This window comes from Bacillus cereus group sp. MG9, assembly GCF_040459995.1.
Lineage (GTDB): Bacteria > Bacillota > Bacilli > Bacillales > Bacillaceae_G > Bacillus_A > Bacillus_A mycoides.
This window is the reverse complement of record NZ_JARVHC010000001.1, coordinates 2,748,896-2,770,368: the sequence shown is the minus strand read 5'-3', so window position 1 is coordinate 2,770,368 and position 21,473 is coordinate 2,748,896. Positions and strand designations below refer to the sequence as shown.

The window sequence follows — 21,473 nt, the reverse complement described above, 5'->3', positions numbered from 1 at the left end:
AATTTTGAATATAAGCCCCTTTATTTAACAATATAAAAGGTTCACTATATGTATATTATACCTTATTCATATAGGGGATTGCCATTTCAATTCTTTTATGTCTTTCATAAGTATTATAGTAAAGGATATAAGCCATGTTTTCATGAAGAGATAATGAAAAGATTATTAAAAATTTCTCATATATTAGTGAGAATAAAGGTGTCTACATAAAATTTTTTTAGTCTCCGAAAAAGTTCATGAAGGGCAATTTCGAATTTCATGTGAGCTTAATAGTACAAAAGATATATTGATATAAAAAAACAGGAGCAAATCTGCTCCTGTTTTTTAAGGCTTCACATCTAAATTTTGTAAAAATAATGTTGCTGTCACATATCGTTTCGCTAGCATTTGTACATAAGCGGTATGTACAGAAAGTGTGGCGATAATAATAGCGTTACGAATTGCTTCGCGTTGTTCGTTATTAATTTGATCGAACTTACTTGCTATTTTATCAGCTTTTTCTTTTACGATATTTTCGATCGTATGAACTGTATCTGTAGCATTTAGTTGTAAGCAATTCCCTTGATTCAGTTCTTCAAATAAAGAAGAATAAGCTACATATAAATGAAGAGGGTTAATTAAATCATCACTTCGATCGGCCGGGTCATTTACGATGAGTCGTAATAGTTTGCGAATAGATTCAAAATCAAGCGCTGTTTTTAAATCTTCGACAATGAATAGTAATGCTGCTTGTTCGATTGAGTATTTCTTCCCTTTTTGAGGGGAGCCAATCATTTCTTTTATATCTCGTTTCACCCAGTTTTGCATAGCAGTTACAGAGAAGCTCGTATTTTCAATCTGATTGCCAAGCGCAACTATTTCATTTAAAGAAAAACCGACATCCGTATCGTCAATCTTAATCAATTTTTCAAAAATAGGTGAAAGTGCGGTTGTAATAAAAGCAGTAACGCTTTGTCCGCTTTCAATATCTTTTTTATGTGACTTTGCCCAAGCTTCTTGTAAAATGCCGAGAGGCTTCTTCGTATTCCATCCTCTTAGTGATAGAAGGAGCGTTGCCATTTCGTTTCGTGTGAGATGAAATGTTTCCATCTTTTCACCTCCAAAATTATAAAAAGTTCTTATGAACTTATAATATGTTTTGTTTCATTTAAAGTCAATTCCGTTTTGCTTAATTTTTCCTATGTCATGAAATTGTCGTAAGTAAATAATGCTTGCATATTTCGACAAAAGTTCATATAATAAGTTCATAAGAACCTTTAAAATGGTTTTAAAACAAATCTATCATTCTGAATTTACTAGAAAGGTAGATTTCACATATATCTATATAAAAGGAGAATGGATATAATATGTTGAAAAAACTTGTAGCAGTAATGACAGCATTCATGGTTATCTTTGGGGCTAGTAGCTTTATGTTCGTAAATCACGCGGAAGCGAAAAGTTACAAATCTGGTAAAAAATCATATACACCAAGTTCAGGTCAAAAGTCAAAAGTTGATTTAAACAAAAAAGATTCTAATGTGAATTCACAAAAAACGACAACTGATTCAAAAACAAAAGCAACAAACACAGCGCCAAAAAGTAATAAAGGTGGCTTTATGAAAGGCTTATTACTAGGTGGTCTTGGTGGTTTACTAATGGGTAGCTTATTTGCAAATATGGGAGCACTTGGTTCTGTATTAGCGTTTATGGTAAATATGTTATTAATGGCTGGTATCGTAATGTTAGCAGTTCGTGCATTTAAATACTTCAAAAATCAACGTAAGAAAAAGGCAGATGAAGTAGCATGGAAACAATAAAAATTTCTGAACAAGAACTTATAAATGCGCTTTGCGTATATATCGCTGAAAAAAGACAAGTTGGTCCAGAAGAAGTTTCAGTTGAACTAATGTATGATGATGACTACGGTTTCTCTGCAGAAGTAGAGGTAAATGGTCGCCAGCAAATTTTAATTCAAGCAAACTTAATCGAAGCACTACGCTTGTTGCTTGATCGAGAATACAACGTCAATTCATTTGCAGCAAGATTGCAACTTGAATTAGATGATGAAGAAGGCATTTACGCATTAGCGAAATTTAATAACTCGGACGAGTAGTGAAAAGAGCTGTTGAGAGTAATCTCAGCAGCTCTTTTTAGTATGTGCATATGTAGAAGAATAATCACGCCAAAGTTCATTCATCTTCCGTCTACCAACATCAATCATTGGATTAAATTGAATCGCTGCTTTTTGACGAACAGAGTGAACGTTTTGAATTGCTTGTTGTAATTGTTGGTCGACTACGTCAAGTTTCTCACTTGCATGTTTAGCGATAGATAGACCTGCAACTGTTCCTTGCACCATCGCGATTTTTCCGCTTTCAATTCCGGTAATATTTCCAGCTACAAATAAACCTGGAAGAGGGGTTTCCATTTCTTCTGAATGAAGTGGAACATGTCCGCCTAATTCTGGAATGTAATGGAAAGGGCATCCTGCTACAGCGGCAAGCTCAGCAAGCGGATATAAACCTCCGGCTATACAAACGAAGTCAGCCTCATATATCTTTTCTGATCCATTAATAATATTTCCTTTAGAATCAATGTTAGCAACACGAACACCTTCAACTTGTTCCGCTCCGATAATCTCAAGTGCAGCTTTACGAAGATGAAGCGGCGTCCCGTTTATTTTCATGCCGCTATTTGGATAAAATGTTAATCCAGCTTTTCGAATCCAATCATATTTCATAAAACGGCTACCTATACGTAGGAAGGGAGATGGGGCGAGGTGAGCCGCATTTAAGAGTGAGTTTAAAACTTCTTCTGGTTCACCGGCCTTTTGGCTTAATTCGCTTTTTTCAGGGAGTACAATATGATCCACTGTGATTCCAGCTAATTGCAATTCGTTTAAAATGGCGAATGACAAAATATTAGCACCGATAATGATTCCTTTTTTACCAACTTGAACGCGGTGAACATTTGTCATAACTTGAGCTGCTCCAATTGACATAACTCCTGGAAGTGTCCATCCAGGAAGGGGAATGGAATACTCAGCAGCCCCAGTAGCAATTAGTACGAACGGTGCTTCTAGCGTCCCGATATTTGTATGCACGAACCAAGACCTCTCATCTTCATCTAAGTTATATACGGAAACACCGCACCGAATATCGACTGAAAGGGATTTTGCTTCTTCATGAAGGCGCTTTGATTCTTCTATTCCGTTCCACCATTCCCCAGTAGGCTCTTGATGCAACTGACCTAACAATCTCCCGCCCGGCTTCATAAATTCATCAATAACAAGTACGTTAAGTCCAAAATGGGCACAAGAGATAGACGCTGATAATCCTGCTGGTCCTGCGCCAATAATAATTACATCGATCATCGCTTTTTCACCATCTCTCTCACGATATTCGGATGCTGTTTTCCACTTTCAACAACCATATTGTCTTCTACAACTGTTAAGCATGCTCGTACGTTCGATTGATTATTTACTGTCACGCGGCATTCTGAACAATGCCCGATATTACAATAAATACCTCGTGGTGTCCCGCTATCTTCATGGACCCTTAAAGTTCGTATTCCGTTTGCTAGCAAGGCAGCAGCTATCGTTTCGTGTTCATAAGCTTCGTATTGTTGACCGTTAAATTGAAAAGTGATGCGTTCACTATTATTTAAACTACCTAAAATAGGGTGATCTGTAATTCTACTCATTTATTTTCACCTACCGCTCCAAAAGTAACCGCACGTATTGGTGGTTGATATTTTAAAGGTATTTCATTAGGAGTTATGTCAGGGTTTGTATTTTCAACCATTCGATCTATCATCATTCTACATGTGCGGCCACCGCAAAACCCCATGCCAGCACGTGTTCTTAGTTTTAGCTCACGAGCTGAGCAATTATATTCAGCAATTGTCGATTGAAGTTGTCCGTATGTAACTTCTTCACAACGACAAACAATTAAGTTCTCTTTATTCGTCATATGTATTCCTCCTCTAGTTCGGTTTACACAAATTATTATGCAAAAACTATGCCAATATAGAGGAGGAGAGGGATTATCCCGCTATTTGCTAGGCAGTAAGACCCCACCTCAAAATTCAGTGAAAGCAAAGAAGTTAGGTGGGGGTCGGGCTGCCCGTAAAAGCCCGATTGGTGAGGGCTGATAATCAAGTGGGGATGAACAAAACCCGCACTGATTAAAGTTTCACTTTATTGTAACCCTAGTCTTTTTAAACGGTTATATAAAGTGGCCCTCGTTACCCCAAGTTGTTTCGCACATTCTAATTTATTACCATCTAAAATGCGTAAAGCTCTTTCAATTACCTTTTTCTCGTGCTCATCCATTTCTTCTTGTAAAGAAAGAATCGTATTATTATTGCTGATTAATAAGGAATGAGCCGTATGATTGTCTAAAGTATCATTTGTATGAAACGGTAAATATTCTTGTTTTATAATGCCGTCTGTCGCAAATACGACGAGTCTTTCAACTACGTTGCGGAGCTCGCGAATATTACCAGGCCAATTGTAATGAAGCAGTTCATGCATAATATTTGAAGGTAAGTCTCGAATAGGCCTGTTATAGTTTATTGAAAAATCGTTTAAAAAGGAGTACGTCAATTCGATAATATCCTCTCGTCTTTCGCGCAGCGGTGGAATAAGCAAGCTAACTACATTTAAGCGATAGTATAAATCTTCTCGGAAAGTTCCTTTTCTCATTTCTTCTTGTAAATCACGGTTTGTAGCAGCGATAATGCGGAAATCGATATGTATTTCTTTTTCTCCACCAACTCGGTAATACTTTCGTTCTTGCAGTACACGTAAAAGCTTCACTTGCATATCGAGCGGCATTTCACCTATTTCATCGAGGAACAAAGTACCGCCTTGTGCGAGCTCTATTTTACCTTTCTTACCTTTACTATTTGCACCAGAAAACGCCCCGCGCTCGTAACCAAATAATTCACTTTCAAATAACGCTTCTGGGATTGCGCCGCAGTTAATTGAAATGAAAGGGGCATTTGCTGTCTCACTTGCTTCATGAATTGCTTTCGCAAACACTTCTTTTCCAACTCCGCTTTCTCCGAGTATTAAAACCGTGGATTTCACTGAACAAACCTTTCTAGCTAATTGAATCGTTCTTTGTATAACAGGGCTTTTTCCATTCATCGCAAGGAAAGGATCGGATGTATCTTTATATTTTGCTACTTCTTGTTCTAAACGGTGCATTTCATGCGACATATTAAATAGTTTTTCATTTAATACGACTTGATTTGTAACATCCGTTTCTGAAACGACTGCTCCAATAATTTTATCGTTGCAATAAACTGGGTTTGAATTAATTAATACGAACAAATCTGGACGTGGCTGATGGAACTGAGCAATTATGCTTTTTCCGTCATGTAATGATTGCAGAATTTCTAAATCTTTATAATCAAAAAAACGAGTGATGGGTTGTCCGATAATTTCATTATGGTTCACTGAAAAAATCTTTTCAGCGCCATCTGTCCAAGTACGAACGCATTCTTTATCGTCGATGACTGTAACAGAAGAATCAGACGTTTGAATAACAGTGTTATAAAAAGCTAGTAGTTCATTGTAATACTTATAAAGAAAAGGAATCATTTGCTGAGCAGTTATACAGCATAAAGGCTCTTGATTTTCTTTAATGATGACAACGGCTAGTTCATGAGAAAATGCGTCGATTAAAGTAGTGAAAGAGTCATCTTCATATATAACTGCGCACCTCCATTCCTCAGTAGGTGAATGGAGGTAATAAAATTTTTCACCTACCTGTGTCATGCGCTTAACGATACTTGTACAATCAATTGACAAAATTTTTATTAACTCTTTTATTGTTGGGAATGAAAATGCCATATTGCCCTCCTATTATGTATAAAAATTTAGACAGTGATAAAAAAATAATACACCTATTTACGATAAATTTAAAATATTTTTACAAATAAAAATTATTTCATATAAATAGTTCTGTATGTAGAGTTGGCACACCAATTGCATAAATAGAAAGTGAGAGATTTAGGAGAAAGGAGGGGTGCTATGTGAGACACTGTGACGTTTTAATAATAGGCGGTGGTATTATAGGATGTTCTATCGCTTATTACACATCAAAATACGGAAGAGACGTAACAATCATTGAAAAAGGGGAGTTTGTCAGTGGAACGTCTTCACGGTGTGACGGGAACATTTTGGCGATTGATAAAGACCCAGGGTTTGATAGTCAAATGTCGTTAGTAAGTCAAAATTTAGTAACTGAATTAAGTGAAGAATTGGAGCACTCATTTGAATATAGAGCGCCAGGAAGCATTCTCGTTTGTGAATCAGACGAAGAGATGGAGGCAGCGCAGCAATGGGTAAATCGTCAAAAAGAGGTTGGTTTACCATTTCGAATGCTTGATAGGCAAGATATAAAAGAAGAATCACCATTTTTTGCAGATGATTTATTAGGCGGTTTAGAATGTGCAACGGATTCAACTGTAAATCCATATCTTCTTGCTTTTTCACTTCTTGCAGAATCGAAGAAATTTGGTACAAAAGCTTTTAATCATACAGAAGTTAAAGAAGTGAAAAGAGATATAGACGGTTCCTTTATTGTAGAAACAACAAATGGAACGTTTACTGCGAAGCAAGTTGTGAACGCAGCCGGTGTGTGGGCTCCTAAAATCGGACAGATGTTAGATGTGAATATCCCAATTGAACCGAGAAAGGGACATATTATTGTAGCTTCAAGGCAACAACACGTTGGCTGCCGTAAAGTAATGGAATTTGGTTATTTAATTTCTAAATTTGGTGGAAAACGAAAAGTGGATGCTTTAACTGAAAAGTATGGGGTGGCACTTGTATTTGAACCGACAGAAAGCCAAAATTTTTTAATTGGTAGTAGTAGAGAGTTTGTAGGTTTTCATACGAAGATAAATAATGAGGTTATTAAATGTATTGCGAATAGAGCAATTCGTTTTTATCCGAAAATGGCAGATATGATGGTGATTCGTTCATATGCTGGATTACGCCCGTGGACAGAAGATCATTTGCCGATAATTTCACGAGTGGAACATATTCCGAACTACTTTATAGCAGCAGGACATGAAGGTGATGGAATTAGTCTTGCGGCAGTTACTGGGAAAGTGATTGAAGAGTTATTAAATGAAAAAGAAACAATCATTCCTATTGAACCACTTCGTTTGAGTCGTTTTACAGAAAGGGTGTTAAACGGATGAGGTCACAAAGAGTCTTTACGACGATTGATACACATACCGGCGGGAATCCAACGAGGACATTAATTAGCGGACTTCCTAAGTTAATTGGAGAGACGATGGCAGAGAAGATGTTACATATGAAAAGAGAGTATGACTGGATTCGGAAATTGTTAATGAATGAACCTCGTGGTCATGATGTAATGTCAGGGGCATTATTAACAGATCCGTGTCATCCTGAAGCTGATATAGGTGTTATATACATAGAGACAGGTGGATATTTGCCGATGTGTGGCCACGATACAATCGGTGTATGTACAGCTTTAGTTGAATCAGGTTTAATTCCAGTAATTGAACCGGTTACTTCTTTAAAGCTAGATACACCAGCTGGCTTAGTTGAAGTAGATATTTCTGTTCAAGATGGGAAAGCGAAAGAAGTCTCCTTCTGTAACATATCAGCTTTTTTACTGAAAAATATTTCTATACACGTCGAAGAAATTGGAACTGTAGAGGCTGATATTGCGTATGGAGGGAATTTTTATGCCATTATCGATGCGAAGTCAGTAGGTTTAGAGTTAGTACCAGAAAACGCATCTACAATCATTGATAAGGCGATTCATATTAGAAATACAATTAATGAGAAGTTTGAAATCATTCATCCAGAGTATTCGTTTATAAGAGGATTAACACATGTTGAATTTTATACAGATCCTACTCATGAAAGTGCGCATGTGAAAAATACAGTTGTTGTTCCGCCAGGAGGAATTGATCGATCTCCATGCGGCACAGGAACATCAGCGAAGTTAGCTGTATTATATGCTCATAAAAAAATTGATATCGATGAAGAATTTGTTCATGAGAGTATTGTAGGTTCTTTATTTAAAGGGTGTGTTATGAATACAACATATGTAGAAAATATTGAAGCTGTAGTAACGAAAATTACGGGATCAGCTTGGCTTATGGGTATGCATAGATTTTTTTACAATGAAAAGGATCCGCTTAAAGAAGGATTTTTGCTAATTCCGCCGATGGAACATGAAACGGAGGATGTAAAATGAACATTCAAAAAATGTATACAGCAGTAGACGTACACGTAAATGGCGAGGCATTTCGTGTAATGAAAGACGTACCATGTAAATACTACTACAGTTTGGAGCAATTAAACGAACAATTTTCAGGTGAATTAGCAGAAGAAATGAAGCTTTTATTAAATGAACCACGTGGTTTTATCGGTTTAAATGGATGTATTGTCGTTCCTTCTATTCATAATGAAGTGGATGCAGCTGTATTGTTTTTTAATCATGAAGGATCCATTCCTCTTCATTACGGAGGCATTGTCGCAGTAATAACGATGTTACTAGAAAGCGGGTATTTAAAAAAGAGAGAGTCTAATCAATACAAAATCGAAACGCTATCTGGCATATTTTCAGTGAATGCATATGTAGAGAATGATGAAGTTGTATCTGTTTCGTTTGAAAGCAAACTATGTTATATGATTGAGAAAAATTTAAAGGTTGGTAATATAAGTTACTCTCTCATACAGGCAGATAAAGTATATGCAGTTGTAGAAAAGGATACGTATTCGCCAGAAATCAGTATTGAAAACATCTCTAAATTAAAAAAATGGGGTGAAGCTACACTTCAAGCTATACAAAAACAGTCATTAATAAAAAGACTTATTTTAGTAGATTCTATGCAAAAAGAAAAGAACCATATAAAGTCGATTACATTTCATGAAGATAACTTTATAGTACGTTCACCAGGTTTTGTTTCTACTATTGTGTCTTATGTTCATACATTATTTAAAAATGATTATATAGCGGATAAACCTTTTAAAAATGAAAGTATTTTTAATAGCTTTATAACAGTAGAAAAAGTGAAGAAAGAAGAACTCGGATACATTTTTCGATTTGAAAGTAGAGGGTTTATTACAGGTATGCAAACATTTATATTAGATCCTACTGATCCGTTTCCAACAGGTTTCTTATTAAAATAATATGTTAAAGGGAGAGATAAAGATGCAAAAAATTAAAGGGGCATTTCCAGTATTAATAACACCGATGGATGAATTTCAAGAGATTGATTGGAAAGGCGTAAAACAAAACGTAAACTACTTTATTGAGCAAAAGGTAGCTGGAATTATTATTAATGGAAGTACAGGGGAATTTGTTAGTTTATCAAAAGAAGAACGATTTAACATGGTAGAAACAGTATTAAAAGAAGTTGATGGCCGTATTCCTGTCATTGTTGGAACTGCTGCAGAGACGACGAAAGAAACGATTGAATATACGAAACATGCAGAAGCGCACGGAGCGGATTGCGCATTAATTATAAACTCTTACTATTGTAAACCGAAGGAAGAGGAGATTTATTTTCATTTTAAAGAAATCTCAAACGCTGTAAATATACCAATTATGCTATACAATAACCCATTTACTTCTGGTGTTGATATGAGCACAGAGTTAATGCTCCGTATTGGAAAAGAGTGTGAAAATGTTACACATATTAAAGAATCTAGCGGAGATATTCGAAAAGCGAGAGATTTAGTAAGACAAGGTGAAGGTGCTTTCCAAGTCTTCTGCGGATCTGAAGATTTAGTTATGGAATCTTATTTAGTTGGTGCATCGGGATGGGTTTCAGTAGCCGGAAATATCGTTCCAGGACTCGTTACGAAAATGTATGAGCATTTTCAAAATGGTGAATTAGAAAAAGCGTGGGAAATGAACGATGCTATTTTACCTCTTTGTGAGTTTCTTGAAGGATCAGGAAAGTATGTGCAAATCGTTAAACGTTCAATGGAATTACATGGGCAAGTCGGAGGACCTTCACGTTATCCGAGATTAGGATTAACTGAAGAAGAAGATCAAAAGCTTCAAGCTATTTTACTAGAAATTGCAGCTCATGCAGCTGTTTAAATAAGGAGGAGAGTATATATGTTAACGACAAACATTGAGCTGAAACCAAAAGTGAAAGCGTTTTTAAATGAAGAAATTAAAATGTTTATTAATGGTGAATTTGTTTCTTCAATAAGTGGAAAGACGTTTGAAACATACAATCCAGCAACAGAAGATGTTCTAGCAGTCGTATGTGAAGCGCAAGAAGAAGATGTTGATGTCGCAGTAAAAGCGGCAAGATTTGCTTTTGAATCAGGCCCGTGGGCAGAGATGACTACTGCTGAAAGAGCACACCTTATTTATAAATTAGCAGATTTAATTGAAGAGCATAGAGAAGAATTAGCACAGCTGGAAGCTTTAGATAATGGAAAACCATATCAAGTAGCACTTGATGATGATATTTCAGCGACTGTAGAAAATTACCGCTATTACGCGGGATGGGCTACAAAAATTATTGGTCAAACCATTCCAATTTCAAAAGACTATTTAAATTACACACGCCATGAACCGGTTGGCGTTGTAGGTCAAATTATCCCGTGGAATTTTCCGCTCGTTATGTCTTCTTGGAAAATGGGAGCCGCTCTTGCGACGGGTTGTACGATTGTATTAAAACCAGCAGAGCAAACACCTTTATCTTTACTATATACAGCGAAGCTTTTTAAAGAAGCTGGTTTTCCAAACGGAGTCGTAAACTTTGTACCAGGTTTCGGTCCTGAAGCAGGATCGGCAATTGTAAACCATCATGATATTGATAAAGTAGCTTTCACAGGTTCAACAGTTACAGGGAAATATATTATGCGTCAATCTGCAGAAACAATTAAACATGTAACGTTAGAACTTGGTGGTAAGTCACCAAACATCATTTTAGAAGACGCTGACTTAGAAGAAGCGATTAACGGTGCATTCCAAGGCATTATGTATAATCATGGTCAAAATTGTAGCGCAGGATCTCGAGTTTTCGTTCATCGGAAGCATTATGAAATAGTCGTAAATGAACTTGTAAAAATGGCGAATGACGTGAAGCTAGGGGCAGGTATGGAGACGGAAACTGAAATGGGACCGCTCGTATCTAAAAAACAACAAGAGCGTGTGCTAAATTACATTGAACAAGGAAAATCTGAAGGTGCTACTGTTGCAGCTGGTGGTAAACGTGCATTTGAAAAAGGTTATTTTGTACAGCCAACAGTATTCACAAATGTTACAGACGATATGACAATCGTTAAGGAAGAAATTTTCGGACCAGTTGTCGTTGTACTCCCGTTCGATTCGACAGAAGAAGTAATTGAAAGAGCAAATCGCTCGTCTTACGGACTTGCTGCGGGCGTATGGACACAAAATATTAAAACAGGGCATCAAGTGGCCAATAAATTAAAGGCAGGAACAGTGTGGATTAATGATTATAACTTAGAAAATGCTGCTGCACCATTTGGTGGATATAAACAATCTGGTATCGGACGTGAATTAGGTTCATACGCCCTTGATAACTATACAGAAGTGAAAAGTGTTTGGGTAAATATAAAGTAATAGAGAGTCTAACTGTTAATAAATAGAGGGATGAAATAATGAGAGATGCGGACAACTGGAAGGTTTAATAATAGTTGTCCGTTTTCTTATATATAAAATTGCTTTTTCAAAAGAATTATAAGGGGGATTTGGATGGAGCAGTTAGTAGAATGGTTAGTAGGGCAAGTTTGGAGTATTGGCTTAGTTGTTTTCGCATTAGGAGCAGGAGTGTATTTCACAATTGCAACTCGTTTTTTACAAATTCGCTATTTTAAGGAGATGATTAAACTATTATTTGAAGGGAAGAGCTCGGAGACTGGGATATCATCCTTTCAAGCATTTTGTTTGGCGTTATCAGGTAGGGTTGGAATTGGTAATATCGCAGGAGTAGCGACAGCTATCGCTTTCGGCGGACCTGGAGCTGTATTTTGGATGTGGGTGATGGCATTATTAGGAGCAGCTAGTGCATTTGTTGAATCAACATTAGCACAAGTATATAAAAGTAAAGTAGGCAATGAATACCGTGGTGGTACACCATATTTCATTGAGAAAGGCTTGAAAATGAAATGGTTTGCGGTCATTGTAGCGGTCGTTGTAACACTATCATATGGCGTTTTATTACCAGGTATTCAATCGAGTAGTATCGCAGTTGGATTTGAAAATTCTAATGGTATTAGCAAATATATAACTGGTATATTGTTAGTCGTATTATTAGCAGCTATCATTTTTGGTGGCGTAAAGAGAATTGCGGGCGTTTCTCAAATGCTAGTTCCATTTATGGCAATTGGTTATGTAATTGTTACATGTATCGTATTAATTGCGAATGTAACGGAAATTCCAAGTATGTTTGCTTTAATTTTCTCAAGTGCTTTTGGTGTAAATGAAATGTTTGGCGGCATCGTCGGTGCAGCTATTGCATGGGGAGTAAAGCGTGCTGTATTTTCAAACGTCGCTGGTGTTGGAGAAGCGACATATAGCTCCGCTGCTGCTGAAGTATCACATCCTGCAAAACAAGGGCTAGTTCAAGCGTTTTCTGTATATATTGATACAATTGTAGTATGTACAGCGACAGCTCTTATGATATTAATAACAGGTATGTATAATGTAATACCTGAAGGGAAAAGCGCTATTGTAAAGAATATGGGAAATGTAGATGCAGGTCCAATCTATACACAACAAGCAGTTGAAACTGTTATGACAGGATTTGGTCCAATATTTATTTCAATTGCAATCTTCTTTTTTGCATTTACAACTTTACTCGCGTACTACTATATCGCTGAAACGACACTCACTTATTTAGATCGTGACCTCAAATATAGCTGGTTAAAACCAGTTTTGAAAATTGGGTTTTTAATTATGGTTTACATCGGTAGCGTAGAATCAGCTTCGCTATTATGGAACCTTGGAGATTTAGGAATCGGTAGTATGGCATGGTTAAACTTAATCGCGATTCTATTATTAAGTAAAACGGCATTAAAAGTGTTAAAAGACTATGAAACGCAGAAAAAAGAAGGGAAAGATCCAGTGTTTGATCCTAAAAATGTGGGAATTGAAGGTTTAACATTTTGGGAAGAAAGAAGTAAAGAGGTTGAAAGGAAAAATTCTAAAGAAAAAGTGTCAGTAGATAATGGGCTGAAACTGTAGATGTGCAAATTTAAAAGTAAAATAAACTGAAAATTCATTCTATTTTTTTTAAAGTAAATATTTGTATATGTCCTTCATTTTATCTCATACTAAAGTAAGTGTGAATAAAATGAATGGAGGATATACGATGGAAAATCAACAATATGGCTCTATAAATGATGTATTACTTGATTATAAAGAAGGTATAGGGAATTTTACGCAACAAATCCCTGAAATTGCAGAAACATATAACGCTTTTACACAAGCATGTTTTCAGGAGGGTACATTAACTAAAAGAGAAAAGCAGCTCATTGCATTAGGGATTAGTTTAGCAACACAAGACGAATATTGTACGATTTATCATACGAAGGGCTGTATTGACCAAGGATGTTCTGATAAAGAAATTTTAGAAGCTTGTGGTGTTTCAGCCGCGTTTGCTGGGGGAGCTGCAATGAGTCAGGCAGTAACCTTAGTACAAGAATGTCTGGTGGAATTGAAACATCAAAGTCATTAAACAAGAAAAAGCCCTCCTTAAAATATTCTTTTAAGGGGGACTTTCTAGTTTAGTCTAATTTTTTTGAAAGAGTTTCAATTGTTTCATATAGTCGATAGCTTTTGTTTTATTACTCTGTTTAGAAACATAGTGTGCCTCGTTTAAATCTCTATAAAAACTATTAAATATTTCTTCAGAAAGTATGCCGTCAGAGATAGCTTTTTTTACTGCACAGTGTGGTTCATTTGTATGCGAACAATTAGAAAATTTACATTTCCGAGATATACCCGCAATATCTTCATATCCAAAATCAAAGTTACCTTTATGTTCTATCAAGTCAAATCCCATTTTAATATTCTATATTTTTATAAATCGATGTCTCTATATTAGGGAGAAGTGTGTATATGCTCTTACCAATTAAAGATTCTAATTCTTTCTTAATTGCATAGAATCCCTTCCAATGTAAAGAAGTATGAGAGGTTGTGCCATGACGTAAACCAACTGAAATCAATCTTTTTTCAAGAGTAGTAAAGCCTTCCGCATCAGCAAGTGCGTCACAAAGGGTAATCACCTTATTGTATAAGTCGTAGTCACTGTTTTCATTCAATATTTCAATTAATCGGCTTTCCATATAATCAGGAACAATGCTCCACTCTGCCGCGATATCTAAATGCTCATTTTTGCAAGGAAATGAATGTGTCACACATATAATGGCGTTTCCTGTATACCCTAAATCATTCATATACATATAACCATCATAGGAATGAATAACAGATTTAGTAAAGCCTTTATATCTTCCTATGTCATGCAGGAGGGCAGCGTTGTATGCTATATCAGCATCTAGGTCGTACCCATTATTAATAAGTTCAACAACTATCTTTTCAGTTGCAAGGGCAACATTACGTGAATGATCGAACCACGGACCTGGGTTTTGTTCATATGCCCACTGGAGTAATTCTCTTGCATATTTCCTATCTAATATATATTTCATATAGGTATCCTTTCTCTAAAAAATCATATATTTAATAATTTCATCTTAGTATTTCATTATTCCTGCTTTAAAAATTGTTACAATGAAACAAAAGGGGGAAAAGGAATGCGAAGTATAGTAATAGAAGAAATTAAACGACTTGATGAAGACATTGAAGAGCTTTCTGAACTGTTGAAAATTGTAGTAAATGATGAGGCGTCAATTGGTTTTTTACCTCCACTGGAACAAAAAGAAGCAACAAATTATTGGCAAACTGTATTAGCACCAGAAGTGATATTGTATGTTGCTAAAATAAACAATGAAGTGGCAGGGAGTATTCAATTACATTTAGTTACAAAGCCTAATGGGATACATAGAGCTGAAATTTGCAAGTTAATGACTCATCCGAATTATAGACGAAATGGTATTGGGCGTTTACTTATGCAAAAAGCAGAAGAACGGGCAAAGCAAGAAAACAGATCTCTTTTAGTATTAGATACTAGAGAAGGAGATTCTTCCAATAGATTGTACAAGTCATTAGGCTTTCAAGAATCCGGTAAAATACCGGGGTATGCAATTTCTCCGAATGGTGAGTTAGATGCAACGGTTATTTATTATAAAATGATTTAGTATTTTTATTTAAAAAGAGGGATATTTTCAAACCACAAAGTTGTTATTAGGTCTGAGTATTGATTTATAAAAAGATTGATAAACCCCTGTATAATAGGGGTTTTCTTTTCATTCATTAACTTCATATTGAATGTTCAATTTGAGGGCCAATTTGTATAAGGTTTTAATAGGTTTATAAGAGGTATTATTTAAATAGGAATTTTGAAGTCTTTTGGTGAATATTAAATGTTAATCTAAAAGATGGAGGTTGCTGTGATGTTGAAACTGTTTCAATATAACTGGCAAGTTCGTGATGATTGGTTTACATGGTGCGAAGACATGCCGGATGAAGAACTGGTAAAGAAACGGGTCGGTGGGTTCGGCAGTATACTACATACTTTATTTCACATTGTAGATGTGGAATATATGTGGATCTTAGGTTTGCGAGGTGAGCCAGTTCCTGAGGAGCCCTTGTTTGAAGAGTATGCCAGCTTGCAAAAAGTAAAAAATCTCTCAGCTCAATATCACGAGAAAGTGAAGCCATTTGTGACATCTTGGACAAATGAAATGGATTCTCGGAAACTTTCAGAAACTGATTTCAATGAAGAAACGATTAGCTCTAGAGACGCCCCAATCAGGCGCCGAGTCATTGAATGTACACACGGAGAGATAATACGTCATGTCATTGTCCATGAAATCCACCATATCGGCCAGTTATCTATATGGGCACGTGAAATAGGAAAGGAGCCTGTTTCCGCAAATCTGAGAGGAAGAGGGCTATTCGATAATTAGACTGCCTTTGCCAATTTCGTAATTTATTTATAAACGAATGGTTTAATTGAGTATATTTAACACCGTCTATATTTTTCTAGCGGTGTTATTTGAATGTATCAATAAACTTTATTTAATATACTAATTGAATTTGAGAAAGTTTTTAGAGGGTTCTTTTAGTAATGCCCTTCCACTTATAATGGTTGTAGAGAAGATGACTAGGCAACTATAGTTATTTTCGTTTCATTTTTGGGAAGGGGATGAAAGAATGAAAAAGACAAGTTTACAAAAGATGAAAAAGATTATGTTAAGTGGTGGGATATTACTTACGGGATTATTAACATTTGGATTTTCAGAAAAGGCTTCAGCTCATGGGTATGTAGAATCACCAGCGAGCCGATCTTTTTTATGTAAGCAAGAGGTAAATGTAAATTGCGGTCCAGTTCAATATGAACCACAAAGTGTAGAAGGAATAGGCGGCTTTCCGCAATTAGGACCTTCTGATGGACAAATTGCAGGTGCTGGTCATTTTCCTGCTTTAGACGCTCAATCAGTGGATAGGTGGAAGAAAGTTACGTTAAACGGCGGGACGAATACATTCAAGTGGAAATTAACGGCTCCTCATAGTACGAAAGAATGGAAATACTACATTACAAAGAAGGATTGGAATCCAAATATGCCTTTAACAAGGTCTAGTTTAGATTTAGTGCCGTTCTATGTGAAAAATGATGGCGGAGTTAGACCGGGGACAACAGTAACGCATGAAGCAAATGTACCAACTGATCGTAGTGGCTACCATCTTATTTTAGCTGTTTGGGAGATTGCGGACACTGGAAATGCGTTTTATCAAGTTATTGATGTGAACCTTGTGAATAATGGTTTAAATTCCAATTTTGCGTTTAACAATGTAGTGCAAGTTCCTACACTATTTTAAATTAAATATACATTTTGATCATCTAATTCATTTTAGATGATCTTTTTTATGAAAAATATAGAAGAAAGTACAATTATTTATAAAAAATTCGGCTTTAAATATTGTCATATTTGCTTCTTTAAGATATCCTTTTCATGAAGAGGTGGAAAACATGGAAAAAGTACTAGTTTTCGGGCATAAAAACCCAGATACAGATGCAATTTGTTCTGCGATTGCTTATGCAGAATTGAAAAAAGAATTAGGAATGAATGCTGAGCCTGTACGTTTAGGCGAAATCAGTGGTGAAACTCAATTTGCGTTAGACTCTTTTAAAGTAGAAGGACCGCGTTTTGTTGAGACAGTAGCAAACGAAGTGGACAACGTTATTTTAGTTGACCATAACGAGCGTCAACAAAGTGCTAACGATATCGAATCTGTTCGTGTGTTAGAAGTTATTGACCATCACCGTATTGCTAACTTTGAAACAAGCGATCCTATTTACTACCGTTGTGAGCCAGTTGGATGTACAGCTACAATCTTAAACAAAATGTACAAAGAAAATGGCGTTACAATTCGTAAAGAAGTTGCTGGTTTAATGTTATCTGCAATCATTTCAGATTCTTTACTATTCAAATCTCCAACTTGCACAGAACAAGACGTAGCAGCAGCTCATGAATTAGCGGAAATCGCTGGTGTAGATGCAGATAGCTACGGCTTAGAAATGTTAAAAGCTGGTGCTGATTTAAGCGGAAAAACAATGGAGCAATTAATCTCTCTTGATGCTAAAGAATTCCAAATGGGTAACGCGAAAGTTGAAATCGCACAAGTAAACGCTGTTGATACAAACGACGTTCTTGTACACCAAGCAGAACTTGAAAAAGTTATCACTACAGTAGTAGAAGAAAAAGGTTTGGACCTATTCTTATTCGTTGTAACTGATATCTTAACTAACGATTCTGTTGGTCTTGCGATTGGTAAAGCAACAAACGTTGTTGAGAAAGCTTACAACGTAACATTACAAAACAACACAGCTACTTTAAAAGGTGTTGTATCTCGTAAAAAACAAATCGTTCCTGTACTAACAGAAACATTCCAAGCTTAATATTATTGAGTATGGATAAAAGAAAGGACAAGTAGTCATATTGGCTACTTGTCCTTTTTATTATAAAATTACAGAAGAGCCTATTGGATGGAAATAAAAAAGGATAGCAATAGCTATCCTTCTTATCATTTATTTATAAGATCGTTTCCTATTTATATAAAATGTGATAATAGCAGCAATAATGAAAATAGGTATTGCGTACGCTTGCCCAACAAAGAATTTCCAACCTACAGTATTATAGCCCTCAGATGCTGGAATGATAATCGCGATGATACAAACAATAATATAAGCTAATAATGCTGGGAGTATATTTTTCATAGTTGTTCACCTCCTTTTTATAATACATTTATATATTGTACTATTGAATAGAGATTGGGAGATTAAGTGTACTTGATTTTACGAAATCTTTACAAATTCACTAAAGGATGAGGAGTCTGCATGCTGTATGAAAGTGACTTTAGTACGGTGTGTTTATGTAATAATACATATGCTTAATAGACTGTTCTGAAATAAATTAAACCAAATATAGGAGATAATGTAATTTTATCTTTCGAGATAAGTATATAGTATTCTGTAAAAAAATGTACTGAAAAATTGATATTTCATAAGAAATATAGAAGCGAGGTAAGAAATAACAATGAAAAGATTATGCATTATTCCGTGCGGAAAGAAGAAAATTTGGGATAAGTACTCAGATTACGGAGAGGCAGAGGCAAAAGATGTATATATTAGTCCATTCGGAAAAGCATGTCAGGCGTATGCAACTGAGTTTTTTGAGAATTGGGTTATATTATCAGCAAAGCATGGATTCTTAAGACCAAATGATATCGTACAAGAAAACTATGATCTTGCATTTGATTCAAAGAGTAATGAGATTATTAGCATAGAACAATTAAAACAACAGATGGTTGATAAAGATTTACTTCAGTTTGAAGAGATCGTCTTACTTGCGGGAAAGAAGCATAAAAAAGTAGTGACGAAGCTATATCCAGAAGAAATCATTACATATCCATTAGAAGGGTGTAAAGGAATTGGGTATATGTTGCAGAGATTGAAGGGGGCTTTGGAAGCGCGGAAGGAAGTATAGGGATAAATTAGTAATATAGATTCAAATTATGCCAAATTAATACATTTAAAATAGACTAGTAAACAAGCCTTTTTACGTTTTTAAACATAGAATATGATGAACGCTATTGAGGGGAGAGTCATATTCATGTGTAATAATTGTGGTTGTAGACGCAGAGATTGTAATAGATTTTGGGATGATTTAATGTTTGGAAGATGTAGACGCAGAGATTGTGATGATTGTGGTTGTAGACGTAAACGTGACTGTGATTGTGATGATTGCCGTCGCAATCGTAAACGTGACGACGATGATAAATGTCGTAAGTGGTAATATTTTAAAAAGAGTACTTTGAAGTAAGTACTCTTTTTGTGTATAAACCTTTTAAATTCCATCTTGAACAGATTTTTTTTCAATTTCCCATGAATCCTGTTTTATAATCTTTAAAGCTACATTAGTACCATTAGATTCCTTATAAAAGATATATCCGTGGTTTGATTTAACGTAAGTTAAAGGTTCGCCAATGCAATCTTTAGAACAAGATGTGTTGATAAGTTCAATTAAGGATAGTTCGCTAGGATCGGTTTTACTAGCATCTATAAGTGTATCAAGGTTCGTTTTACGAAAACCTTGTAAGTTTACATCGAAATTCTTTTCTATTTCTCCAGTAACGCTAGTATTCATTACTTCAACTGAATTTTTCTTTTCTAGAAGAAAACCATTTCCATAAAGGAATTTTGTATATCCAAGCCATGCGATTAAAAATAGTATAAAAAACATACCAGTTGTTTTAAGTTTTCGAAGCCGTTTACTTACGATTGATTCTGAATATTTCATTCAGCCTAATCCTCCAATGTTTTTATTTTAAAGTATGCGTGGGTATATATATTTAGAAGGAGATGAAAGTTAGAGAGTTACTGATTCAAAAAAAGAAAGCATCTGAAGTTAGGTGCTTTCTTTTTGATTACTGTCCGCTATCTGTTAGTTACTTGTTTCATAAGCGGTCTTATTTCTTTAACAGGTGGTTTTTTATCATAGGCATCAACGTAAGAAAAGTAATAATTTAAGTTTCTAAGAAGTCCCTTTCCTATTTTTGCGCTTAAGAAGGGGAATACTTGTCCAGTATAATCATCGAGAGATTTACAATAGTATTTTTCATCTAAGTATATGCTGTATTTACATGTTAGTTCTACTAATGAGTTACCTTCATCATCAAATACTTCTTTAGAATCAATAATGTCTATTAATGCGAATTTTTCATTCAGATAAACTTTCTTCTTTTTCTCGTGCTTATTTGTGAGAATAAATACGAGACCAATTGCGTTAATCAAACTATTTCCTCCTATAAAAAACGGATATTAATAAAATATATCGATATACGTTAAATGTAAAGAGGAGTGGTGAAATATCATTGATAGAAAACTAAATAGGCCGATTTGTTTTTTCAAATCGGCTTATTTTTATTGAAATACTTGCGGAAATTGTTTTACGATTGCGTCTGTTATCATGTCGGCCATTTCTAATGCTTCTTTTTCAATTTTATCGTATAGTTTTACACTGGCATCATAATCTTTATTTAGGAAGGCAAGTGCTTCCGCTTTCGTTAACGCTAAATGCTCATAAAACATTTTTCTAAATTCTTCTTTATCTATATATGGGTTGATACTGTTAAGAAATTCAGTGATTTCATCACCATTAGCGTACCATTTCTTTTCTATAGCGGCCGCTGCGTTTTGATCACCAGCTTTTGCGGCTTTAACAAGATCAGCAGCGATTGTTAAGTGGTCTTTAATTAATGCACTATAGTTTTTCACTGCATTTTCTCCGTAGAATGGTTCAAGTGATAGCCCCATGTGTGTTGCATTTTGTAGAAGACGTCCAACGGTAACGTTTACGTCGGGCAAGTTAAAGATGATGCCTATAATGGCTAATCGTGTCCAAGCAACGTGTTGTTCCCATAAAGAACGCATATATCCTTTTAGAAAGTTTTCGTTTTTACTAACTCGGTAATTTCGTACAAATGAATCGAAGTTTCCATTAGTGATATGATAAGGGGAGTAATACGATTGCCAATAAGTATACATAAATAGTTACACTCCTTTGAACATGTATATCTCACAATATGATAAACGTTATTTTTAAGTTACGTGTCCAAGAGTTTTTTTGAGAGTTGGAAAAGGAGAAAGTTGAAGGGGAATAAAAAACACACTTATGATATATATGAATAAAAAGAATTTTAAAATAATAGAGGTCCTGCAAGGGAAATTGCAGGACCTCAAAAGGGTATTGCCGAGATGTCGGACTCGACTACGTAATATTAACATAAAATTCTTTCAAAAAACCCTGGTAAATGTGTCCA

General features: G+C 35.5%; 26 protein-coding genes. 15 read left to right on the top strand and 11 right to left on the bottom strand.

Annotated elements, in window-relative coordinates; translation table 11 throughout:
- Positions 1–324: 324 nt before the first annotated feature.
- Positions 325–1,089, bottom strand: coding sequence for a DUF1836 domain-containing protein (locus QCI77_RS14125; RefSeq protein ID WP_002085036.1), 765 nt, complete (start codon positions 1,087–1,089; stop codon positions 325–327).
- A gap of 257 nt (positions 1,090–1,346) precedes the next feature.
- Between QCI77_RS14125 and QCI77_RS14120 the strand changes: the two genes are divergently transcribed.
- Both QCI77_RS14120 and QCI77_RS14115 read left to right on the top strand, forming a co-directional pair.
- A complete protein-coding gene (locus tag QCI77_RS14120) occupies positions 1,347–1,796 on the top strand; it encodes a hypothetical protein (protein WP_113769318.1) in 450 nt (149 codons plus the stop codon).
- A complete protein-coding gene (locus tag QCI77_RS14115) occupies positions 1,784–2,092 on the top strand; it encodes a YxcD family protein (protein ID WP_002127770.1) in 309 nt (102 codons plus the stop codon). Before QCI77_RS14120 ends, QCI77_RS14115 begins: the two co-directional genes overlap by 13 nt.
- A gap of 24 nt (positions 2,093–2,116) precedes the next feature.
- On the opposite strand, the gene QCI77_RS14110 is transcribed toward QCI77_RS14115, so the two are convergent.
- The 4 genes from QCI77_RS14110 to QCI77_RS14095 form a co-directional block, all read right to left on the bottom strand.
- Positions 2,117–3,352, bottom strand: coding sequence for an NAD(P)/FAD-dependent oxidoreductase (locus QCI77_RS14110; RefSeq protein ID WP_113769319.1), 1,236 nt, complete (start codon positions 3,350–3,352; stop codon positions 2,117–2,119).
- Positions 3,349–3,681 carry a (2Fe-2S)-binding protein gene (locus QCI77_RS14105; RefSeq protein WP_113769320.1) on the bottom strand — a complete coding sequence of 111 codons (333 nt, stop codon included), beginning with the start codon at positions 3,679–3,681 and terminating at the stop codon, positions 3,349–3,351. The genes QCI77_RS14110 and QCI77_RS14105 overlap by 4 nt, the downstream gene beginning before the upstream one ends.
- On the bottom strand, positions 3,678–3,950 hold the full coding sequence (locus QCI77_RS14100) for a (2Fe-2S)-binding protein (protein ID WP_113769321.1): 273 nt from the start codon (positions 3,948–3,950) through the stop codon (positions 3,678–3,680). The genes QCI77_RS14105 and QCI77_RS14100 overlap by 4 nt, the downstream gene beginning before the upstream one ends.
- 227 nt (positions 3,951–4,177) lie before the next feature.
- Positions 4,178–5,839, bottom strand: coding sequence for a sigma-54 interaction domain-containing protein (locus tag QCI77_RS14095; protein ID WP_113769322.1), 1,662 nt, complete (start codon positions 5,837–5,839; stop codon positions 4,178–4,180).
- A gap of 182 nt (positions 5,840–6,021) precedes the next feature.
- On the opposite strand from QCI77_RS14095, the gene QCI77_RS14090 reads away from it, so the two are divergent.
- The 7 genes from QCI77_RS14090 (at position 6,022) to QCI77_RS14060 (ending at position 13,707) form a co-directional block, all read left to right on the top strand.
- On the top strand, positions 6,022–7,197 hold the full coding sequence (locus QCI77_RS14090) for an NAD(P)/FAD-dependent oxidoreductase (protein WP_002032609.1): 1,176 nt from the start codon (positions 6,022–6,024) through the stop codon (positions 7,195–7,197).
- The gene (locus QCI77_RS14085; protein WP_353825086.1) at positions 7,194–8,231 is read left to right on the top strand and encodes a proline racemase family protein; all 1,038 of its coding nucleotides are present in this window, start codon (positions 7,194–7,196) and stop codon (positions 8,229–8,231) included. Before QCI77_RS14090 ends, QCI77_RS14085 begins: the two co-directional genes overlap by 4 nt.
- The gene (locus QCI77_RS14080) at positions 8,228–9,169 is read left to right on the top strand and encodes a proline racemase family protein (RefSeq protein ID WP_002142093.1); all 942 of its coding nucleotides are present in this window, start codon (positions 8,228–8,230) and stop codon (positions 9,167–9,169) included. The genes QCI77_RS14085 and QCI77_RS14080 overlap by 4 nt, the downstream gene beginning before the upstream one ends.
- Positions 9,170–9,191: 22 nt before the next feature.
- Positions 9,192–10,088, top strand: coding sequence for a 4-hydroxy-tetrahydrodipicolinate synthase (gene dapA, locus QCI77_RS14075; protein ID WP_002142092.1), 897 nt, complete (start codon positions 9,192–9,194; stop codon positions 10,086–10,088).
- A gap of 18 nt (positions 10,089–10,106) precedes the next feature.
- Complete coding sequence (locus QCI77_RS14070; protein ID WP_353825085.1) at positions 10,107–11,591, top strand: aldehyde dehydrogenase family protein; 1,485 nt, start codon at positions 10,107–10,109, stop codon at positions 11,589–11,591.
- A gap of 132 nt (positions 11,592–11,723) precedes the next feature.
- A complete protein-coding gene (locus tag QCI77_RS14065) occupies positions 11,724–13,214 on the top strand; it encodes an alanine/glycine:cation symporter family protein (RefSeq protein WP_002085061.1) in 1,491 nt (496 codons plus the stop codon).
- A 127-nt stretch (positions 13,215–13,341) separates the two neighbouring features.
- Positions 13,342–13,707, top strand: a complete 366-nt coding sequence (locus QCI77_RS14060) for a carboxymuconolactone decarboxylase family protein (RefSeq protein WP_002085063.1) — start codon at positions 13,342–13,344, stop codon at positions 13,705–13,707.
- A 54-nt stretch (positions 13,708–13,761) separates the two neighbouring features.
- On the opposite strand, the gene QCI77_RS14055 is transcribed toward QCI77_RS14060, so the two are convergent.
- A complete protein-coding gene (locus QCI77_RS14055) occupies positions 13,762–14,034 on the bottom strand; it encodes a P-loop NTPase family protein (RefSeq protein WP_002012986.1) in 273 nt (90 codons plus the stop codon).
- 1 nt (position 14,035) lies between these two features.
- The gene (locus tag QCI77_RS14050; protein WP_002032624.1) at positions 14,036–14,677 is read right to left on the bottom strand and encodes an HD domain-containing protein; all 642 of its coding nucleotides are present in this window, start codon (positions 14,675–14,677) and stop codon (positions 14,036–14,038) included.
- Positions 14,678–14,782: 105 nt separating this feature from the next.
- Between QCI77_RS14050 and QCI77_RS14045 the strand changes: the two genes are divergently transcribed.
- The 4 genes from QCI77_RS14045 (at position 14,783) to ppaC (ending at position 18,051) form a co-directional block, all read left to right on the top strand.
- Positions 14,783–15,286, top strand: a complete 504-nt coding sequence (locus tag QCI77_RS14045; RefSeq protein ID WP_353825084.1) for a GNAT family N-acetyltransferase — start codon at positions 14,783–14,785, stop codon at positions 15,284–15,286.
- 255 nt (positions 15,287–15,541) lie between these two features.
- The gene (locus QCI77_RS14040) at positions 15,542–16,057 is read left to right on the top strand and encodes a DinB family protein (protein WP_353825776.1); all 516 of its coding nucleotides are present in this window, start codon (positions 15,542–15,544) and stop codon (positions 16,055–16,057) included.
- A gap of 247 nt (positions 16,058–16,304) precedes the next feature.
- Positions 16,305–16,970: a lytic polysaccharide monooxygenase gene (locus QCI77_RS14035; RefSeq protein WP_353825083.1), complete on the top strand. Its 666-nt coding sequence runs from the start codon at positions 16,305–16,307 to the stop codon at positions 16,968–16,970.
- Between the two features lie 151 nt (positions 16,971–17,121).
- A complete protein-coding gene (gene ppaC / locus QCI77_RS14030; RefSeq protein ID WP_353825082.1) occupies positions 17,122–18,051 on the top strand; it encodes a manganese-dependent inorganic pyrophosphatase in 930 nt (309 codons plus the stop codon).
- A gap of 129 nt (positions 18,052–18,180) precedes the next feature.
- Here the strand turns inward: ppaC and QCI77_RS14025 are convergent, their stop codons facing one another.
- Positions 18,181–18,369: a DUF4017 family protein gene (locus tag QCI77_RS14025; protein ID WP_353825081.1), complete on the bottom strand. Its 189-nt coding sequence runs from the start codon at positions 18,367–18,369 to the stop codon at positions 18,181–18,183.
- A 319-nt stretch (positions 18,370–18,688) separates the two neighbouring features.
- On the opposite strand from QCI77_RS14025, the gene QCI77_RS14020 reads away from it, so the two are divergent.
- Both QCI77_RS14020 and QCI77_RS14015 read left to right on the top strand, forming a co-directional pair.
- On the top strand, positions 18,689–19,138 hold the full coding sequence (locus tag QCI77_RS14020) for a DUF6884 domain-containing protein (RefSeq protein ID WP_353825080.1): 450 nt from the start codon (positions 18,689–18,691) through the stop codon (positions 19,136–19,138).
- Between the two features lie 126 nt (positions 19,139–19,264).
- Positions 19,265–19,447 (top strand): hypothetical protein, encoded by a 183-nt coding sequence (locus QCI77_RS14015; protein WP_097818078.1) that lies wholly within the window; start codon positions 19,265–19,267, stop codon positions 19,445–19,447.
- A 51-nt stretch (positions 19,448–19,498) separates the two neighbouring features.
- On the opposite strand, the gene QCI77_RS14010 is transcribed toward QCI77_RS14015, so the two are convergent.
- The 3 genes from QCI77_RS14010 to QCI77_RS14000 form a co-directional block, all read right to left on the bottom strand.
- Positions 19,499–19,951: a hypothetical protein gene (locus tag QCI77_RS14010; RefSeq protein WP_002012998.1), complete on the bottom strand. Its 453-nt coding sequence runs from the start codon at positions 19,949–19,951 to the stop codon at positions 19,499–19,501.
- 137 nt (positions 19,952–20,088) lie between these two features.
- Positions 20,089–20,445 (bottom strand): hypothetical protein, encoded by a 357-nt coding sequence (locus QCI77_RS14005; protein WP_000606233.1) that lies wholly within the window; start codon positions 20,443–20,445, stop codon positions 20,089–20,091.
- A gap of 129 nt (positions 20,446–20,574) precedes the next feature.
- The gene (locus QCI77_RS14000; RefSeq protein ID WP_353825079.1) at positions 20,575–21,198 is read right to left on the bottom strand and encodes an acetylglutamate kinase; all 624 of its coding nucleotides are present in this window, start codon (positions 21,196–21,198) and stop codon (positions 20,575–20,577) included.
- Between the last annotated feature and the right edge of the window lie 275 nt (positions 21,199–21,473).

Bases quoted from the DNA above. Each gene is read 5' to 3' on its own strand.
- ppaC (WP_353825082.1), top strand. From the start codon at position 17,122: ATGGAAAAAGTACTAGTTTTCGGGCATAAAAACCCAGATACAGATGCA.
- QCI77_RS14020 (WP_353825080.1), top strand. From the start codon at position 18,689: ATGAAAAGATTATGCATTATTCCGTGCGGAAAGAAGAAAATTTGGGAT.
- QCI77_RS14070 (WP_353825085.1), top strand. From the start codon at position 10,107: ATGTTAACGACAAACATTGAGCTGAAACCAAAAGTGAAAGCGTTTTTA.
- QCI77_RS14010 (WP_002012998.1), bottom strand. From the start codon at position 19,951: ATGAAATATTCAGAATCAATCGTAAGTAAACGGCTTCGAAAACTTAAA.
- QCI77_RS14120 (WP_113769318.1), top strand. From the start codon at position 1,347: ATGTTGAAAAAACTTGTAGCAGTAATGACAGCATTCATGGTTATCTTT.
- QCI77_RS14095 (WP_113769322.1), bottom strand. From the start codon at position 5,839: ATGGCATTTTCATTCCCAACAATAAAAGAGTTAATAAAAATTTTGTCA.
- QCI77_RS14110 (WP_113769319.1), bottom strand. From the start codon at position 3,352: ATGATCGATGTAATTATTATTGGCGCAGGACCAGCAGGATTATCAGCG.
- QCI77_RS14085 (WP_353825086.1), top strand. From the start codon at position 7,194: ATGAGGTCACAAAGAGTCTTTACGACGATTGATACACATACCGGCGGG.
- dapA (WP_002142092.1), top strand. From the start codon at position 9,192: ATGCAAAAAATTAAAGGGGCATTTCCAGTATTAATAACACCGATGGAT.
- QCI77_RS14065 (WP_002085061.1), top strand. From the start codon at position 11,724: ATGGAGCAGTTAGTAGAATGGTTAGTAGGGCAAGTTTGGAGTATTGGC.
- QCI77_RS14000 (WP_353825079.1), bottom strand. From the start codon at position 21,198: ATGTATACTTATTGGCAATCGTATTACTCCCCTTATCATATCACTAAT.
- QCI77_RS14105 (WP_113769320.1), bottom strand. From the start codon at position 3,681: ATGAGTAGAATTACAGATCACCCTATTTTAGGTAGTTTAAATAATAGT.
- QCI77_RS14025 (WP_353825081.1), bottom strand. From the start codon at position 18,369: ATGAAAAATATACTCCCAGCATTATTAGCTTATATTATTGTTTGTATC.
- QCI77_RS14125 (WP_002085036.1), bottom strand. From the start codon at position 1,089: ATGGAAACATTTCATCTCACACGAAACGAAATGGCAACGCTCCTTCTA.
- QCI77_RS14080 (WP_002142093.1), top strand. From the start codon at position 8,228: ATGAACATTCAAAAAATGTATACAGCAGTAGACGTACACGTAAATGGC.
- QCI77_RS14045 (WP_353825084.1), top strand. From the start codon at position 14,783: ATGCGAAGTATAGTAATAGAAGAAATTAAACGACTTGATGAAGACATT.
- QCI77_RS14050 (WP_002032624.1), bottom strand. From the start codon at position 14,677: ATGAAATATATATTAGATAGGAAATATGCAAGAGAATTACTCCAGTGG.
- QCI77_RS14100 (WP_113769321.1), bottom strand. From the start codon at position 3,950: ATGACGAATAAAGAGAACTTAATTGTTTGTCGTTGTGAAGAAGTTACA.
- QCI77_RS14115 (WP_002127770.1), top strand. From the start codon at position 1,784: ATGGAAACAATAAAAATTTCTGAACAAGAACTTATAAATGCGCTTTGC.
- QCI77_RS14055 (WP_002012986.1), bottom strand. From the start codon at position 14,034: ATGGGATTTGACTTGATAGAACATAAAGGTAACTTTGATTTTGGATAT.
- QCI77_RS14015 (WP_097818078.1), top strand. From the start codon at position 19,265: ATGTGTAATAATTGTGGTTGTAGACGCAGAGATTGTAATAGATTTTGG.
- QCI77_RS14060 (WP_002085063.1), top strand. From the start codon at position 13,342: ATGGAAAATCAACAATATGGCTCTATAAATGATGTATTACTTGATTAT.
- QCI77_RS14035 (WP_353825083.1), top strand. From the start codon at position 16,305: ATGAAAAAGACAAGTTTACAAAAGATGAAAAAGATTATGTTAAGTGGT.
- QCI77_RS14040 (WP_353825776.1), top strand. From the start codon at position 15,542: ATGTTGAAACTGTTTCAATATAACTGGCAAGTTCGTGATGATTGGTTT.